Source organism: Planctomicrobium aquicomposti, from assembly GCF_051466325.1.
In the GTDB taxonomy this organism is placed as follows: domain Bacteria; phylum Planctomycetota; class Planctomycetia; order Planctomycetales; family Planctomycetaceae; genus Planctomicrobium.
In genome coordinates, this window is sequence record NZ_CP195792.1 from 4,635,755 (window position 1) to 4,651,717 (window position 15,963).

Consider the following 15,963-nt stretch of genomic DNA (forward strand, 5'->3'; position numbering starts at 1 on the left):
CCGCTGCGAAGGGATCACCGGCCCGGCCGTGAGGAACGCAAAAAAAGCGGCGACTCTTTCGAATCGCCGCTTTTCCGTTGAACTGCATTTCACTGTGGATCAGGGAATCACGCCCCAACTGAAGGGGAGTTCGCCGATCCCCGCTCCCAGCGGAACGGTGGAACCGAAGTTATCACCCGATCCGAAGCCGGCGGTGTTGGACGGTGCGGAGACGCGGAAGGTGCTGACACCGACTCCCGAGTACTGGAAGTCGCTCGAGTTCCCACCAGCCCCCACGGTGTTGACCAGCGGCGGAGCGAAGATGCCCGTGCGACCTGCCAGACGCTGTGCGTTGCGTCCGCGAGTTCCCGAGGTGAACGGTCCGGCCGGGTCCTGTGCGTCGGTCCGGGACTTAAAGACCGATTCATCGTTCTCGAAGAAGGCTCCGAAGCGGGTCACGTCGACATCATCACCGGTGTTCCCGACGAAGTTCAGATCGAAGCGAGCCACCGGATCCTGCTGATAGCCGGTCGGATCGTAGTCCACCAGATCCCAGGTTCCCCCCGTGGTATCCGGAGTCACCGTGGAGACAAACGATTCGAACAGCACGTCTGCACCCGGATGACCCAGGATGTTGTTGTTGGTCACCGAGGCGAGGACACCCCCTGCCCCGGTCAGGTTGGCAGCCGTGAAGCCCAGACCGTTGCTCACGAACTGTCCGGCACTTTCATAGGCGTTGGCCGCGGTGCTGGCTCCGCTGGTTCCGACGCGGATCACCAGACCCGAGCCGTCGAAGCCGCTTCCCAGACCGTTGTTGATGACGGTGTTGCTGTCGAAGCCGAACACCAACTGCGGGTTGGCGAAGATGCTGCCGTCAGCATTCAGCGGGTCGGTTGCAGGTGCATCTACCGATTGCGTGGTCGAGGCGGTGTTCACCACATACACCCCTTCCAGGTTGTTCCCCTGAACCAGTCCGTTGTTGAACGAGACCTGTGCCAGGGTATCGCCGCTGACGAGCAGATTGATTCCGCGTCCCTCGTTGACCCGAATCTGGTTGTTGTCGGCGACGACCGTCAGATCCAGACCTTCCGAAGAGATCAGCTGCAATCCATCGCCCGCATTCTCCTGGATCAGGTTGTTGTTGATGGTGTGTGAACCACCGTTCAGAGCCACCCCATCGCCACCATTATTCAGCACGTTGTTGTTGGAGATGACGGTATCTGCACCGGCGAAGCTGATAATCCCTTCACTGGCGTTGTCGTTGATGTCGTTGTTGGTAATGGACGCGGTCAGGTTTCCTGCCGACAGATCAATCCCGTGAATCCCGTTGTTGGTGATCTGATTGTTATTGATCACCGTGGGGTCCGCAGGGTTCAGGGCAGCGGAGACGATCCAGATGCCGTCAAGACCGTTGGCGTCGAGGATGTTGCTGTCGATCGTCAGGTCATGCAGACCGGCGACATAAATCCCCGAGCCACCGTTGTTACTGATGGTGTTCTGCAGGATGTCGACGGTCAGCGAGCGGGAATCGGCCGGCACCACGATGGTTTCCATCAGCTCGATCCCTTCGTTTCCGTTGAAGGTGATCGTGTTGTTCGAGATGGTCGCGACCACGTCGGCGTCGTACTCGGCTGTCAGGGCAATTCCGCGATTCCCGTTCTGGGAGATCACGTTGTTATCCACGATGTAGGTGTCGGTCAGGTTGCCCACACTGCTGGTCAGGTTCAGACCATCGTTGGTGTTGTTGCTGAATTCGCTGTCCAGAATATTCACGGTTCCCACCAGGGCATTGCCGGTGCGGCGGAAGTTCAGACCGTCACCCTGGTTGCCGTTGGCCTGCACGTTCTGGATCGTCGGGTTCAGAGCACTGGAACTGAGATTCGCGAGAATCTGCATCCCGTGGCTTTCATTGCCGTTGAAGGTCGTGTTCACCTCTGCGGCATCACCAATCTGCAGCCCGGTCAGCACGGCGTTGTCGGTCGTGCGGATGTGCAGTCCTTCTCCATTGAAGGTGGTGTTGGTGCCGTTGACGGTCCCCGAAATGTCGGTGTGAGTCACGGTCACGCTGGCCTGGGAATCTTCGATCAGGCTGATGCCGATGCCGGCGTCGGTGTTTCCGGTGAACGTATTCCGGTCCGTTCCCCCACTGGAGGCCCCGGCCTGGAAGTTCAGGCGGGATGCATCTTCCGCCGTGATGTGCACACCCATTCCCAGATTGCTTTCCAGCGTATTCCGGGAGAAGTCCGCCACATCCAGAACGGAAGCGTCCTTCAGCGTGACCAGCACACCGTCCAGACCGCTGGTGCTGATGATGTTGTCGGTGAAGTTGCTCTGCAGTTCGGTCGTTCCCGCCAGTTCGATTCGCACACCCGCCCCACCGCTGTTGCCGGTGATGCTGTTGTTATCGAAGTCGATCTGCAGTGGCGTTCCGACGCCGGTCGGATTCACGATCCGGATCCCGTCACCAGCGGCATGACCGCTGATCGAGTTTCCGCTGACAGCACTACCGATGATGTCCGAGGAGGAGATAAGGAAGTTAATCCCGTTGGCACCATTGCCGGAGATGTCCGTGTTATCAGCGATCTGCAGATTGCTGACAGTGGTCGCCTGCAGATCGAGCAGGATGCCATCGGTCCCGTTTCCGGTGATGGTATTGCCCGTCACGGTCGTGTCGGCATTGAAACCCGCGATATCCCGGAACTGCAGGCCGGCAGTCCCGTTCGAGTCCAGAGTGTTGCCGCTGATGGTCGTTCCGGTCTGGGCCGAGAGAGTCGAATTCACCAGGATGCCGTCCCCGACGTTATCGGACGCACTGTTGTTGACGACCGTCAGGTCGGTGAGGCTCGAAATGGTCGAGGTGAGTTCAATCCCGTTGGTGCCGTTGCCATCTGCTGCGACAAAGGAGACGTTGAGATCTGAGGATGTCACCGCGAACAGATTCACTGACACCCCTGCGGTGGCGTTGTTCGACGCACTCAGGTCATGAATATCCAGGCCATTCACCAGCACGTTTTGAGTGAGCGTCGTCACGTTGATCGGAGCAATCGATCCTCCAAACACGTTGACCTGCACCCCGGCAGCTGCGTTACCGTCCGCAGAGGAAGTCCCATCGCCATTGAAGGCGGCAGCCGTCTGCAGAGTACTGAAGGATTCAATCCGCACACCGTTCACCGCGTTCCTGTCAAAGTTGCCGGCAGCCTGAACGGCCATCGAGTCGGCATTGTTGGCAATGGCGACCAGGCCATTGCCGCCGTTGTTGGAAGCGGTGGTATTGCCGGTCATGATCAGGGCACCGACGGAGCCGGCGTCATTCACAGTCAGGCTGATCCCGTTCAGGTCATTGTTGGAAGCAGAAGAGAGACCCGTGCTGAGGATCTCAGCAGTCATCTCGCCACCATTATCCACTGCGAATTCAAAGCCGTCGAAGGTATTGTTGTCGGCGACGACATCCGAGAAGCTCGCGGAGGCGACACTGCCAGCCCCGGTCGCATAACCGGCGATCCCCGAGCCCGCGTTCCCTGAGGCGGTCCCGCCGTTTCCGAGAACCTGCATCGTCCCGCCATTCAGGGCGGTGAAATCGAGGCCGTTGGATCCGTTATTGTCCATCGTCATGTCGGTCAGCTGGATCTGGACAGTGGCGTTGTCCGAGAGTGTCGAGATCCCGCTGAAGGCGTTGCCGGAAGCCGAGCCGTTGCTCAACTGAGCCAGCGCGACAGCCGAGTCGTCCGCATCGAGCATCACCCCGTAGGCTCCGTTGTTGTCAATCACGGTGTCATTCAGGTTCATGAAGGCCACGGAGTCGGCACCGCTGGCGGTAATTTCCACCCCGGAGCCGATGTTGCTGCTGATCGAGTTCCCGCCGGCGGTTCCGTTGAGACCGAAGGCTCCGGCCGTCACATTGGCGGTCACCCCGTGATTGCCGTTGCCGTCCACTGAGGTGTCAGCCAGCTGAACCAGCACATAAGACCCCGCCGTGTCGACGGTCGCACCGATTCCGTTCTGACCGTTGTTCCCGACCGAGGAACCATTCAGCCGCAGGGCGACATCGGCGGTCCCCGTTGAGGAGAGTTCGAAGCCGTTGTTGGTGTTTCCTTCCACGAGCACGCTGTCGAAGTCCATCGAGACGAAGCTGCTGGCTCCGCTCGCGTGGGCCCGCACACCGTTGCCGGAAGAACCCGAAATCGAACCGCCATTCCAGAATGAGGTGATCTGACCACCGGTTCCCCGCATCACGACATTGTCGACAGCGGCCGGACCATCGGCGGTCACATTGTTGAAGTTCAGAACCTGCTGGCTGCTGCTCTGGGCGACCAGGGCGATATTGCGGTTCGCATTGTTATCGAAGGAGCTGTTGCTGATGTTCGCCTGCAGCTGGCCAGAGGTGCTGGTGACGATATCGATACCGTCTTCACCCGAGTCGTTGCCGGTCACGTTGTCGAATGTCAGTGAGGCCATTCCGGCGGTGTCGACAGCACCGTTCACGGCATCGTCAGCAGAGCCGTCGATGGTCACGTCCCGGAAGACGGCGTTGAGTGTCGCCCCGCTGGTGACGCGGAACTCGAAGCCATTGTCACCGGCCATGCTCAGATCTGTGGGATCGACGAACAGGTTCAGGACAGAAGAGTTGTGAGCGTTGGTTTCGAGGTTGTCATCGAGGTTGCCCACGAGCGTGCTGTTGGTGATATCCAGCGAGACATTGGAACCCCCATCGGCGACAGCTCGCAGACCGTCGATACCGTTATTGGAAGCGTTCAACAGATCGAAGTCGATTTCTCCCGTGGCGTTGTTGGCCATGTAATCGACGCCGGTACCCGCGTTATCCGAGCTGTTCACTTCACTGAGCACACCGCTCATGTCGGCGTTGTTGACCTGCAATCGCAGACCTGCCACGGTCGCTCCGGTCGTCTCCAGGCGAGCGACATCGAGAGCGACGTCGCCACCCATCGCCCGCAGGGACGTCCCGAAGTTACCGCCATCGGTCCGCACGTCACGGGCCCACAGCAGCAACGGATCGGCGGAGGTATTGGCCACGGAAATCCCGGTTCCGCCGGCATTGACGTTGAAGTCGATGTTCTGCAGCACGCCGAGGCCGCTGGCGTTGGTGATGTTGATGCCGTTGGTCAGCGTGCCGGTCAGGTCCCGCAGACGGAAGTCCTGCACGTCAGTTCCCGCGATGCCGTTCATCGCGTTGATTTCGAAGCTGCGGACCACGTTGTGATCAGCCAGTGTGACGACCGGAATCGCACCACCCGAGCCCACGAGTACCGGGGCGGGGCCGACGCTGCTGAAACCGTCTTCCGGCAGGGCGATCGGACCGCGAGTTGTATTTACGATATGGGTCTGACCTTCACCCAGCAGCTGCTGGTAGTCGACCAGCTGAATCGTTCCGGTGGTATCACCGACTCCCGCCCGCACCAGGACCAGGTCAGACGAGGGGGCTGATCCCGGCAGGCTCTGGAACGGGTTTTCGAAACTGCCGTCCCCTCCCGGACCGGCGGTGTTGTCGACCCAGGTCAGGACGTAGTCGTTGCCGGTCCGCGGGTTGATGTACGGCACGAAGATGCCGTCGCGATCGACGTGAGTCTGCACGGGCCAGTTGCGGCGAACCTGATCGTAGCGCCGACCGTAGCCGGTGTAGTCCATGCCAAACCGCGTCGCCAGTGCATTGCCGCTGAAGCGAAGCTCGACGTTCAGGTTCAGGTTGGTACCGAACTTGTCGTCGTTGGTCACCATGAAGTTCACAGCCGTGCCGTAGGTGAAGCGGGCTTCCGCACGGGCTCGCACCCCGACTGTTTCCTGGCTGTTGTAAGCGACCACATAAGGACCGACATAAGCCCGCAGCCAGTCCGTTCCCGGAACACCGACCCCGGCTTCCGCATCCCAGCCGTAGTAGGCCCGTTCAAAGAACCCGATGCCGTTGGTTCCGAAGGTGTTCCCCATGTAGACGGGGATGTTGCCCGGATCATCAATGCCGACAAAGTTTTCACGGTTGCCGGTCGGGATATAGAAGTTGGTGCGCACGTCGAAGCCGGGGCTCAGGTATTCCCCGCCGATGCCAATCTGCTGATAGCGGAAGCCAGTATTCGACTCGTAGTTGTCGTACCAGCCGTTGACGCCCCACAGCCCGGCGCCGGAGTCCAGCCAGCGGTAACCGCCCCCGACGTTGAAGCCGATGCGTGAGTCGTCGGTCACCATCATGTGGGTTTCCCCGAACAGCTGGCTGTCGGTCCCTTCCCAGAGGGCGGACCGCAGACCGAAGCGGGACCAGCCGGTGGAGAAGCCCACCCCGTTCCCAATCATTTTGTCGAACAGCAGGTAGGTCCCGCCGTCATTGCTGAAGGCCATCGAGCCGCTGAAGCTATCCTCGTAGATCACACCCGGATCAGTCGGGCTGAGGATGACGCTCCCCACGGACGGATCTTGGCCGGAAGCGATTTCTGCCATCGTCCAGGGCAGCAGAAACAGGGCGAGCAGGCTGACTCGACGAGTCCAGTGCATGAGTCTCTCCAACAACCACTTCATTCAAGTGGAACACGATTCCAAGGGCCCGTCACCGGGCGACGCTTCCGCCGAAAACTCAACGCATCAACGAGTTGTGGCCGTTGTCCCCAGCCACTTCGCTGTTGTTCACCCAGCCGGCCCCCCCTGGGGACGATTTTCTGACGGTGGACGAACACAGACGGATCTGCGCGTTCATCAGAATCTTCGGCGTCGGCGCAGGTTGCGGATGAGTGAAAGTTTGACGGATCTAACGAAAGTGCCGCCAAAACCGGTTGTCGCGGTTGATCCAGATTTGCAAGCAACGCAAGACCCTCCTTTCTGCGCATTCCTCCTCGCACCCGCATTCCTCGCATGCTCGTGTAGAGATAAGGATCGACGTGGCACAGGCAGACTCTCTGTCTCCCGAAAGCGTGGCAGCGGTGGAAACTGCACCGCTCCCCCGTCCTGTCACAAATCCCGCTGGAACGACGGAGAGAACTGACCCGTCTCACGTTGTGACGATTTTCGCCCCAAGTCCTCCCAGCCGAACTAGGGCGCTCGCGAGACCGTTGTGGGCTTTCTACAATGGCAGCAGGGACCGGTGCGATTCGCACTGATCACCAACCCCTGCGGTTCGGCTTCCCGGAGAAGTTGACCGGCGGGGCGACCGGCAAAATCTGTCGGTGTGGCCCGGCAGGATTGGGTCCCACACGATGTTGCTGCAACTTGTAGCCATCCGACGCCGGGCAAGACCGGCGAACGTGCCAGGCGGAAACAGCACGAGATCAAACCATTCCATTCAATCCGTGAACGGCCCGGGCTGATCACGATGCAGCGACGACAGGCGCCTCACATGGCGAACGAAACCGAACTACTGGACGCCCTGCGACAGGTCATCGACCCGGAGTTGATGGTCAATATCGTCGACCTCGGTCTGGTGTACGAAGTGACCGCGGAAGAGGAAGGGAACGTGAAAGTTTCGATGACCCTCACCAGCCCCTCCTGTCCGGCCGGCCCGCAGATCATTCAGCAGGCCAAAATGGCCCTTGAACAACTGCCGGATGTGTCGGCCGCCGAAATCAAACTGGTCATGTCTCCTCCCTGGACGCCGGAGCGGATGACCGAAGAGGCCCGTGATCAACTGGGAATTTTCTAGAACAGGCTGCTCTTTCCAGTCCCCCGCAGCAAGAGTTTCGTATGGTGAGATGCTCACATCCGCGGGACGAAGAGGAAGTCAAAAAACAGAAGACTCTCGTAGGCTGCGGTCCACCCTCGCGGGCGCCCCGACCGCTGACCACGATGAACGCTGATAACAAAGATTGCCGGTGCCGTTCGGCCCTGCACAGACTGGAGACGTTTGGAATGAAACCACTGAGTCTGTTGGCACTGTCACTGCTCCTCCTGACCGGATGCGTCGCGGAGGCTCCGGATCCGGCGCCCCCCGTGCCGGCCCCGAAGGCCACAGCCGAGGATCACGACCACGACCACGATCACAACCATGATGATGAGGCAGAGGCGGCAGCCGGCGAGCCGTATCAGGTCGAGTTCGACACTTCCAAAGGGAAGTTTGTCATGGAGGTGGTCCCCAAGTGGGCCCCCCGGGGTGCCGCCCGCTTCAAGGAACTGCTCGACGAGCATTTCTTTGACGACGCCCGGTTCTTCCGGCTGGTCCCCGGCTTTGTCGTGCAGTTCGGCCTCCCCGCCGATGCGAAGGTCGCCACCAAATGGCAGCGCCGCCGGATTGAAGATGATCGGGTCAAGGTCCCGAATACTCCGGGAACAGTCACCTTTGCCACCAGTGGCCCCCATTCTCGGACCACACAGCTGTTCATCAACCTCGCCGACAACAGCGGTCAACTTGATGGGCAGGGATTCTCGCCCTTCGGCAAAGTGATCAGCGGAATGGATGTTATCGATGCCCTCAACAAGGAATATGGTGAGCAGCCGCAGCAGGACCGAATTCAGAAAGAGGGGAATGCGTACCTGAACAAATCGTTCCCCCGACTCGACTTCATCAAGAGCGCCCGCATTCTGCCTCAAGCCATTCCCTCGGAAAAACCGGCTGCGACAGAAGCGGAGCCGGCAAAAACCGAGGAGGCCGCGCCGGCCAAACCGGCAGCCGAACTCCCCAAGCCTGTCCACTCGGAACCGGCCAAGCCCGAACCGGTAAAGCCAGCTGACGAGCCGAAGTCCGAAGCTTCGAAGCCTGCCGACACCCCACCGCAGGAGCCTGCGGCAGAAAGTTCGAAGCCTGCAGATGAGAAGCCTGCTGAAGGCTCCGCTGACAAATAGCCCAGCGCAGCCCGATTCCCGATGGCATTCACCCCAAGGAGGATTCCCGTGCGTTACTGTCTGATGACTTTAGTCGCTTTCACACTTTTTTCCGGGCTCGCCCAGGCGCAGCCCGCAGCGGAAGCTCCCTACAAAGTGAAGTTCGAGACGTCCAAGGGAGAGTTCGTCGTGGAAGTCCACCCGGAATGGGCTCCTCTCGGTGCCGCCCGCTTCAAAGAACTCGTGGAGTCGAAGTTCTTTGACAACGCGAAATTCTTCCGCGTGATTGACGGCTTCATGGTGCAGTTTGGAATTCATGCCGATCCCAAAATCGCTGGGGAATGGCGCAGCAAGGTCATCAAGGACGACCCCGTCAAGCAGTCCAACACGCGGGGCATGATCTCGTTTGCCACCAGCGGTCCCAATTCCCGCACCACGCAGATGTTCATTAATTTCGTGGACAACAGCCGCCATCTCGACCGGACCGGTTTCGCTCCGTTCGCCCAGGTCGTTTCCGGGATGGATGTCGTCGATAAGCTGTACAGCGGATACGGCGAAGGGGCTCCCAATGGTCGCGGCCCGGATCAGTTCCGTATTCAGAAAGAGGGGAACGCCTATCTCGATCAGCAGTTCCCCAATCTCGATTTCATCAAGTCGGCCACGATCGTGAAGTAGTTCGACCGGCTCGAACAGCAGTTGACCTATTCGGCAGGTCGGCCGCCGCCGGCCTGCATCCTTTTCAATAGACGGAGAACCCTGTGTACCAGGTGAAGTTTGAAACGACTAAAGGGGATTTCGTCGTCGAAGTCCATCCGGAGTGGGCCCCCAACGGTGCGGAACATTTCCGTAAAATTGTCGAAGCGGGTGCCTATGACGAAGCACGATTCTTCCGGCTCGTCGAGAACTTCATGGTGCAGTTCGGCATTCCCGGAGATCCCAAAGTCGCTGCCGAGTGGCGTTCCAAGTCGCTGAAGGACGATCCGGTCAAGCAGTCCAACACGCGCGGCATGGTCACCTATGCCCAAACGAGTATGCCCAACAGCCGCACCACGCAGATCTTCATCAACTTCGGCGACAACAGCTTCCTCGACCGCCAGCGCTTCGCCCCCTTCGGCAAGGTGATCTCCGGCATGGAAGTCGTCGATGCCCTGAACAAGGAGTACGGCGAGCAGCCCGACCAGGGACAGATCCAGACCCGTGGAAACGCGTACCTGCAGGACCGGTTCCCCCGCCTGGACTACATCAAGAAGGCCACGGTGATCGAAGGCTGAGCGGAACGTTCCACCTGAACATGAGGACAGAGGCTGTCACATCCGACAGCCTCTATTCATGCGCCCACCATGAAATCTGCAAAGCCTGCGGAGGGCAATCCGGCAGAATCCCGCTGCCAGATCAAGAGAAGTTTCCGGGGACCACCGGCAGTTTCTGCCAGAGATGCAGGGGCCCGGCCACCAGATGTGGTAGCCGATTTTACAATTCCGGCGGGACTTCCCACAAAATCGTCAAGGTGCTTTACACCGTGAGAACCTGAGGTAACGTATGCAGATCTTGCCGGTCGGAACCATGCATCACGCACCGCCGGCAGTGAAGGCTGTGAACGCTCCTGTCGAGTATTCACGTCCTTCCGGACTGGTGGAACGAGTCCAGGTACAGGAATGGAATCCGATGCTGCTTCAGCCCGGCACTGCTGTAGTCCGAGGTTGTCTCTGCGAGGCTGGCCCCTACAGGCCTGACTTCCGGAGAATTGCTGGCACCAGGCTCCCTCTCTGAAACCGGCGGATAAACATTCCCATCCTGCGGCTGAGACGTAGCGATGGCCCCTGTTTGCCTGCTCTCCTGAACGCTTCCTCCCGACCGGACGGACGCTTCCCGTCACCGGAAGACAGCTCAATCACTGCGACCTTTCGATCAGCTCGCAGCCGTTTATTCAGACAAGGATGAGATGAATGAACAAGCCCGTAATCGCCATGAACGCCGATTTCCGTCCTGCTAAAGGAGACAGCTTCGCGTTCTCCTGGATTCACTCGGGATACTACGATTCGGTGTCCAGCAGCGGCGGCATCCCCATGATGCTCGCCCCGCTCGCGGAAGATGACGACCTCCGGGCTGTCCTCGAAAAAGTAGATGGTCTCGTGCTGACCGGCTGCAAACTGGACCTCGACCCGATCCGCCTGGGCTTCGAGAAGCACCCCATCACCCGCACCATGCCGGCCCGACGCGAAGACTTTGATCGTCGCCTCGCCCGCCTGGCCTTTGAAATGAAAATTCCGACCCTGGCCATCGGCTCGGGCATGCAGACGCTGAATGTGATCTGCGGCGGGACCCTGTTCCAGCACGTCGCCGAAGACGTGATGAAGTCGCTGTGTCATCGCGACCCCGTTGAAAACTGCCTGCGTCACGTGATTGAAATCGTCCCCGGCAGCCGGATGGATTCCATCTACGGGCCCGGAGAAATCCGCGTGAACAGCGACCACCACATGGCTGTCGACCAGCTGGCACACGTCTTCCGTGCTTCCGCGACCGCCATGGACGGTGTGATCGAAGCCTATGAGTCGGTCATGGAAAACTGGTGGTGCCTCGGCGTGCAGTTCCACCCGGAAAGCGAATCGGCTTCGGCTCTCGACATGCAGGTGTTCGAAGCCTTCATCGAAGGAGTCCGCGAACAGCAGGCTGTCGAAGCGGACGTGCTGCAGTTCGAGCCGCGCCGCCGCGTGGCCTGAACCTCTGGAGCATTTTGACATTTGATGGCCCCGTCCTCGCCACGCGAATGTCAGCATTTCACCAAACGAAACGCTGGCTGCGGGGGGACTGGACAGAGCAATCTGCTCTTGCTGACCAACTTCTTTCCGTCACGCGGCAGACTGTCCTGCACTGCAGGCATGTTGCCGCGTGACTGAAGGGGAGTTTTCCACTCCCAGCTCTGCGTTCCCATTCACCGTGTGTCGGTGTGCCGCTCATCGAGCATGATGCAACTCGCACGGGCAGACACCGGTGTCACGCCTCTATCCGGCCAGCGGACCGAGTCCCGCGAGTGTCGTCTGCGTCAGTGGATATCGATCGAGCAGTTCGCGAATGTCCTGCAAAGTCAGATTGCGCAAGGACTGCAGATCGTCCGCCACGCTGCGGTATTCCCGGCGATAGACCCAGTTATCCCCCAGCGCCGCGAGCCGTCCCATCGGACGTTCACTGCCGATCACGATTCGTGAAGCGACCTTGTTGCGGGCCTGTTCAAACTCTTCCAGGGTCGGTCCCGTCCGGTTGAACTCCTCATAGATCGCGGCGATTCGCTCGAGATTGCGATGCGTCTCTTCAGGCTGCGAGCAGAGGTACGTTGTCCAGGTGCCGCTGCCGTCGTAATCGTTGTAGCCCAGGTCGGCGGTCTCGGCGAGGCCGGTCTCCACCAGATCCCAGTAGAGGCGGCTGGCGCCATCGTCACCCACGATATTGGAAACAATCTCTGCGGCGAACCGGAGCGGACTCTGTGCCGAGGGGGCCGCTGCCAGCTGCATGACATGTTCCTGATTCATCGCCGGCCGCTGCTGCCAGACCCGTGAGGGGGCAGGCTGCGCCTCGACGACGACCCGTCCCGGCGTCCCTCGCTGCCAGTGGCCGCAATACGTTTCGGCAAGCCGCTGCAGCTGATCCCAGTCGATATTGCCCGCAGCGGCCAGCACCAGATTTGCCGCTCCATACCGAGCCCCGTGATAGGCCCGCATCTGTTCCGCAGCCAGTGAGGTAATGCTGGCGTTTGAGCCGAGAATGTTCTGCCCCAGCGGATGCCCTTTGAAGTGCAGGCCCATCGCCAGTTCATAGACGGCGAAGGCGGGCATGTCCTCGTACATGCCGATCTCTTCCAGAATCACCTGCTTTTCGACATTGAAGTCGGCTTCGCGCAGGCTGGGTCGCATCATGGCGGCCAGCAGTTCAAATGTCCGCTCCAGGTACTCCGGCAGAATGGCGGCGTAATAGAAGGTGACCTCTTCCCCGGTGCTGGCGTTCTGGCTGGCGCCCACTTCATCGAAGATGCGGTTGACGTCGGCTGCGGAGAACCGGTCGTCCCCCTTGAAGGCCATGTGTTCCAGAAAATGGGAGACTCCCGAGACGGCAAGGTCTTCGTCCCGGGCTCCTGTTTTCACAAAAAAGCCGACCGCCGCGCTTTGGGCCTGAGGCTTGATCTCGGCAACGATTTCAAGGCCGTTGGCCAGCACAGCATGCTGAAACTGCATAGGATTTTCTACATTCAATACGGACGGGCGGTGACCGGAAGCGGCTGACTCGAGAACATCTTGACATGTGATGCCCCCCCCCTCGCCACGCGAATGTCAGCATTCCATCATACGAAACGCTGACCGCGCGAGTACGGGAAAGAGCAACCGGCTCGAGAGCATTCCGATTCTAGTTCGAGCCGTCACGCCATGCAAAAGTCCGCGATGATCGACCGGACGCCCGAAACACGAGCATCCGGCCGATTCATGGATCCAGAGCATTCTGACTTTCCGTCGACGCAGCCTCGCCGCAGGCACTCGGCTTTTTCGTCAATCGAGCGGCGCACAGCGCGGGGACGGAACCGAGCAACCTGCGCTAAAAGTCATGAGCATCTTCACCGCCGTTAATCGTGGTGAGGGCCTCGAGAACACCGGGATCGATCTGATCACTGATCAATCTGACCGATCCATCTCCCAGTCCCATCAGCACTCCGTCGGGATGGCTGCCGCCAAAACCGTCGGGACCATTGAGGTACGGCTGCTGGGTGAAGGGGCGGATGGTTCCCCGGCCACCGGCTGCCCAGGGTCCGAGTTCTTGAGTCACTTCACTGGTCATCAGCGTTTGCGACAATCCGTCTTTCACATCGCTGAACCGGGTCACCCGATTATAGGCGAACATCCCCGCTTTGGGACTTGTCACGGGGAGTGTCGGTCCTGCTTCGCCCAGTCCGGCGATGCCGACGTAGTTGGAAAGGTTGGTTCCGGACCAGACGACCTCGCTCGGATTGTGGAACACGGGCAAGACGGTTTCGACAGCCGGTTCATTCGCCGGAGCGGCCCAGTCCAACTTCTGATTGATCTTTTCGTACAAAGCGGCCTGATCCAGATACGGCAGAATCGAGACCAGCCAGCTGAGCCGCTCATTCGGCTCGAGCTTGTCGTTGGGAATGGTCCCCTGCGGCAGATGGTCGTGCGTGTCTGCATAATTGTGAATGGCGAGGCCAATCTGCTTCAGGTTGTTCATCGACTGGGCGCGGCGGGCTGCTTCGCGAGCGTTCTGCACAGCAGGCAGCAGCAGTGAGACCATGACCGCCGAAGAGGCGACGCCGGTGTTGCCTCCCCCCAGGCTGCCTCCCAAAAGGGGGACGCCGGGAAGCGACTGCCGGGTGTACAGGCGACTGCCGTTGTCGGTCGGGGTCGACATGGCGACGTTATAAAACAGCGGATTCGTCACCAGCTCCGCCGGAGGAACGAGATCGGGAGTCACCGGGAAGGGTTGATCCTTGGGAAACACACCCGATTCTTTCATGCCGAGTTCCGCCAGCCCCAGCAGCGACGGGGCCAGGCTGACCAGCTGGCGAATCGGCGGAGTCGGATCCATCACCGTCACCGATGTGAACTCTGCGGGGAGCTCCGCCAGTTCGGAGGCCAACTCTTCCGCCGGATTGAACGACGCCAGATCCTCGTACATCCGCAGCAGTTGGGATTTCACCGCCTGCGGCATCATTCCCACAATCATCCATTCCTTGTCGACACTGATTGTCGGTGAGAAGAAGGGGGCCTTGGGAAATTCCAGATAGAACTTGGTATGTCCGTTTTCATTGACCTCGCGAAAGCGGAAGTCCTCGCCGGCCCGCTCCTGAATCTTATTCAGCAGGGTCCGGAGATTGGCCAGCAGCGTCCGGTGATCTTTCACGCTGACAACACCGACGGTTCCCAGCCCCAGAAATCCCTGGGCATCATCGGTATACAGGCAGTTGATATAGCCGAGCGGCGCGAATAGTTTCTCGACCGGTATGCCGAGTTCCCGCTCCACATCCTTGAGACCCTGTTCAAATTCTTTCCGATTCTGCGGCGGAGCGTAACTCAGCACCTCGCGGGAAACCGCGAGCAGCGTTTCGACCCCTTTCTGCCAGTTGAAGCTGGCCGCCGAAAAGCCGCCATGATGCCACGGAATGGCCGGCAGTTCTGCCCAGGTCAAGGTCTCCTGATCCTGCAGCGACATCAGCCCGGTCCGTTCTCCCGGTGCGTCCACAAACGTTTCCGACCAAAGCGCCTCACCTCGATAGCCGCTTTGAACAGCGACATGACTGAAGGTGTCGAGCCCCAGCACTTTCAAGGCTTCGTTCACCGTGGGTGACTGACCATCCGGACGCCGCGGCCCGGGAATGGTGATCTCGCCGAACATCTCCCGCAGCGTGCCGAAATCGAACCAGCCAACGCAGGTCATCGTGAATTCACGCTCGGCTTCAGGATCGGCATAACGTTCCCATAGCGGGTTCTTGGCCAGACTGTCCCGCTTCCCGTCAGCAACCTGAATGGCGTTGGCGACCGCATTGATGCCGATGGCAATCAGCATGTGGTCCCCCTCTTCCCACCAGCCGATTTCGGCAGGGGACTGGGGGATCATGGCGTATTCCACAAGTCGGGTCCCGATCTTCCGGGTGGTGACATTCAGGTTCAGCTCTTCCTCGTTTTCGACGAGGCTCTTGAGCAGTCCGACCCCTTCACCGCCGTTGTGAACGACAATCGTCCCCCAGACTGCGGGTGGTCCCTCGCGGGGGGGATCGACCGCCACACTCAACGACACGCCGTTTTCAAGAACATGGTGATACGCGGTGCTGACCTGCTCGGAGTCGTTGGCCTGTTCCATTAACAGCGTGACCAGCTGACGGGCCACATCCACGAGTCCCGACTCGAACAGCGCGGCATAGGCGGCAGTCTCTTCAAACGCCTCCTGATGCAGCAAACTCCCATCGAGCCGGGCATAAATGATGGAGTTCGAGGGCAACAGATCTTGCGGAGAATTCTCTCCGTTTTTCGCAAAACCAAAACCGTAAGTTGCGACGAGGCATCCCAGCCCCAGTGTCAACGCGACCAGCTTGAATCGCAGCAGCGACATCGAGCCCTCCTTCCGTGTGTCGATTGTGATTGTTCCCGGACGCTCCTGGATGACCGCGGAACCCGGCGCCAAAGTACCGCAACGGATGGCGGAATCGCAAGACTGCACAGTCGGCAGGTGGCCCAG

8 protein-coding genes are annotated in these 15,963 nt (G+C 59.9%); 5 read left to right on the plus strand and 3 right to left on the minus strand.

Translation table 11 applies throughout. The features are described from left to right. Window positions 1-99 precede the first annotated feature (99 nt). Entirely contained in the window at window positions 100-6,477 is a 6,378-nt protein-coding gene (locus tag SH664x_RS17850; protein ID WP_437203185.1) for a right-handed parallel beta-helix repeat-containing protein, read from the minus strand. Between the two features lie 835 nt (window positions 6,478-7,312). Here SH664x_RS17850 and SH664x_RS17855 point away from each other — a divergent pair. From SH664x_RS17855 to SH664x_RS17875, 5 genes are all read left to right on the plus strand, one after another. Next, complete coding sequence (locus SH664x_RS17855; protein WP_437203187.1) at window positions 7,313-7,615, plus strand: metal-sulfur cluster assembly factor; 303 nt, start codon at window positions 7,313-7,315, stop codon at window positions 7,613-7,615. A 206-nt stretch (window positions 7,616-7,821) separates the two neighbouring features. Further along, on the plus strand, window positions 7,822-8,751 hold the full coding sequence (locus SH664x_RS17860; protein WP_437203188.1) for a peptidylprolyl isomerase: 930 nt from the start codon (window positions 7,822-7,824) through the stop codon (window positions 8,749-8,751). Window positions 8,752-8,799: 48 nt separating this feature from the next. Beyond that, entirely contained in the window at window positions 8,800-9,405 is a 606-nt protein-coding gene (locus SH664x_RS17865) for a peptidylprolyl isomerase (protein WP_437203190.1), read from the plus strand. 83 nt (window positions 9,406-9,488) lie between these two features. Then, complete coding sequence (locus SH664x_RS17870; protein WP_437203192.1) at window positions 9,489-10,001, plus strand: peptidylprolyl isomerase; 513 nt, start codon at window positions 9,489-9,491, stop codon at window positions 9,999-10,001. 675 nt (window positions 10,002-10,676) lie between these two features. Continuing rightward, entirely contained in the window at window positions 10,677-11,450 is a 774-nt protein-coding gene (locus SH664x_RS17875; RefSeq protein WP_437203193.1) for a gamma-glutamyl-gamma-aminobutyrate hydrolase family protein, read from the plus strand. Between the two features lie 282 nt (window positions 11,451-11,732). Here the strand turns inward: SH664x_RS17875 and SH664x_RS17880 are convergent, their stop codons facing one another. Then, window positions 11,733-12,956, minus strand: coding sequence for a M16 family metallopeptidase (locus SH664x_RS17880; RefSeq protein ID WP_437203195.1), 1,224 nt, complete (start codon window positions 12,954-12,956; stop codon window positions 11,733-11,735). A 355-nt stretch (window positions 12,957-13,311) separates the two neighbouring features. Beyond that, window positions 13,312-15,837: a DUF1559 domain-containing protein gene (locus tag SH664x_RS17885; RefSeq protein WP_437203197.1), complete on the minus strand. Its 2,526-nt coding sequence runs from the start codon at window positions 15,835-15,837 to the stop codon at window positions 13,312-13,314. Window positions 15,838-15,963: the final 126 nt, after the last annotated feature.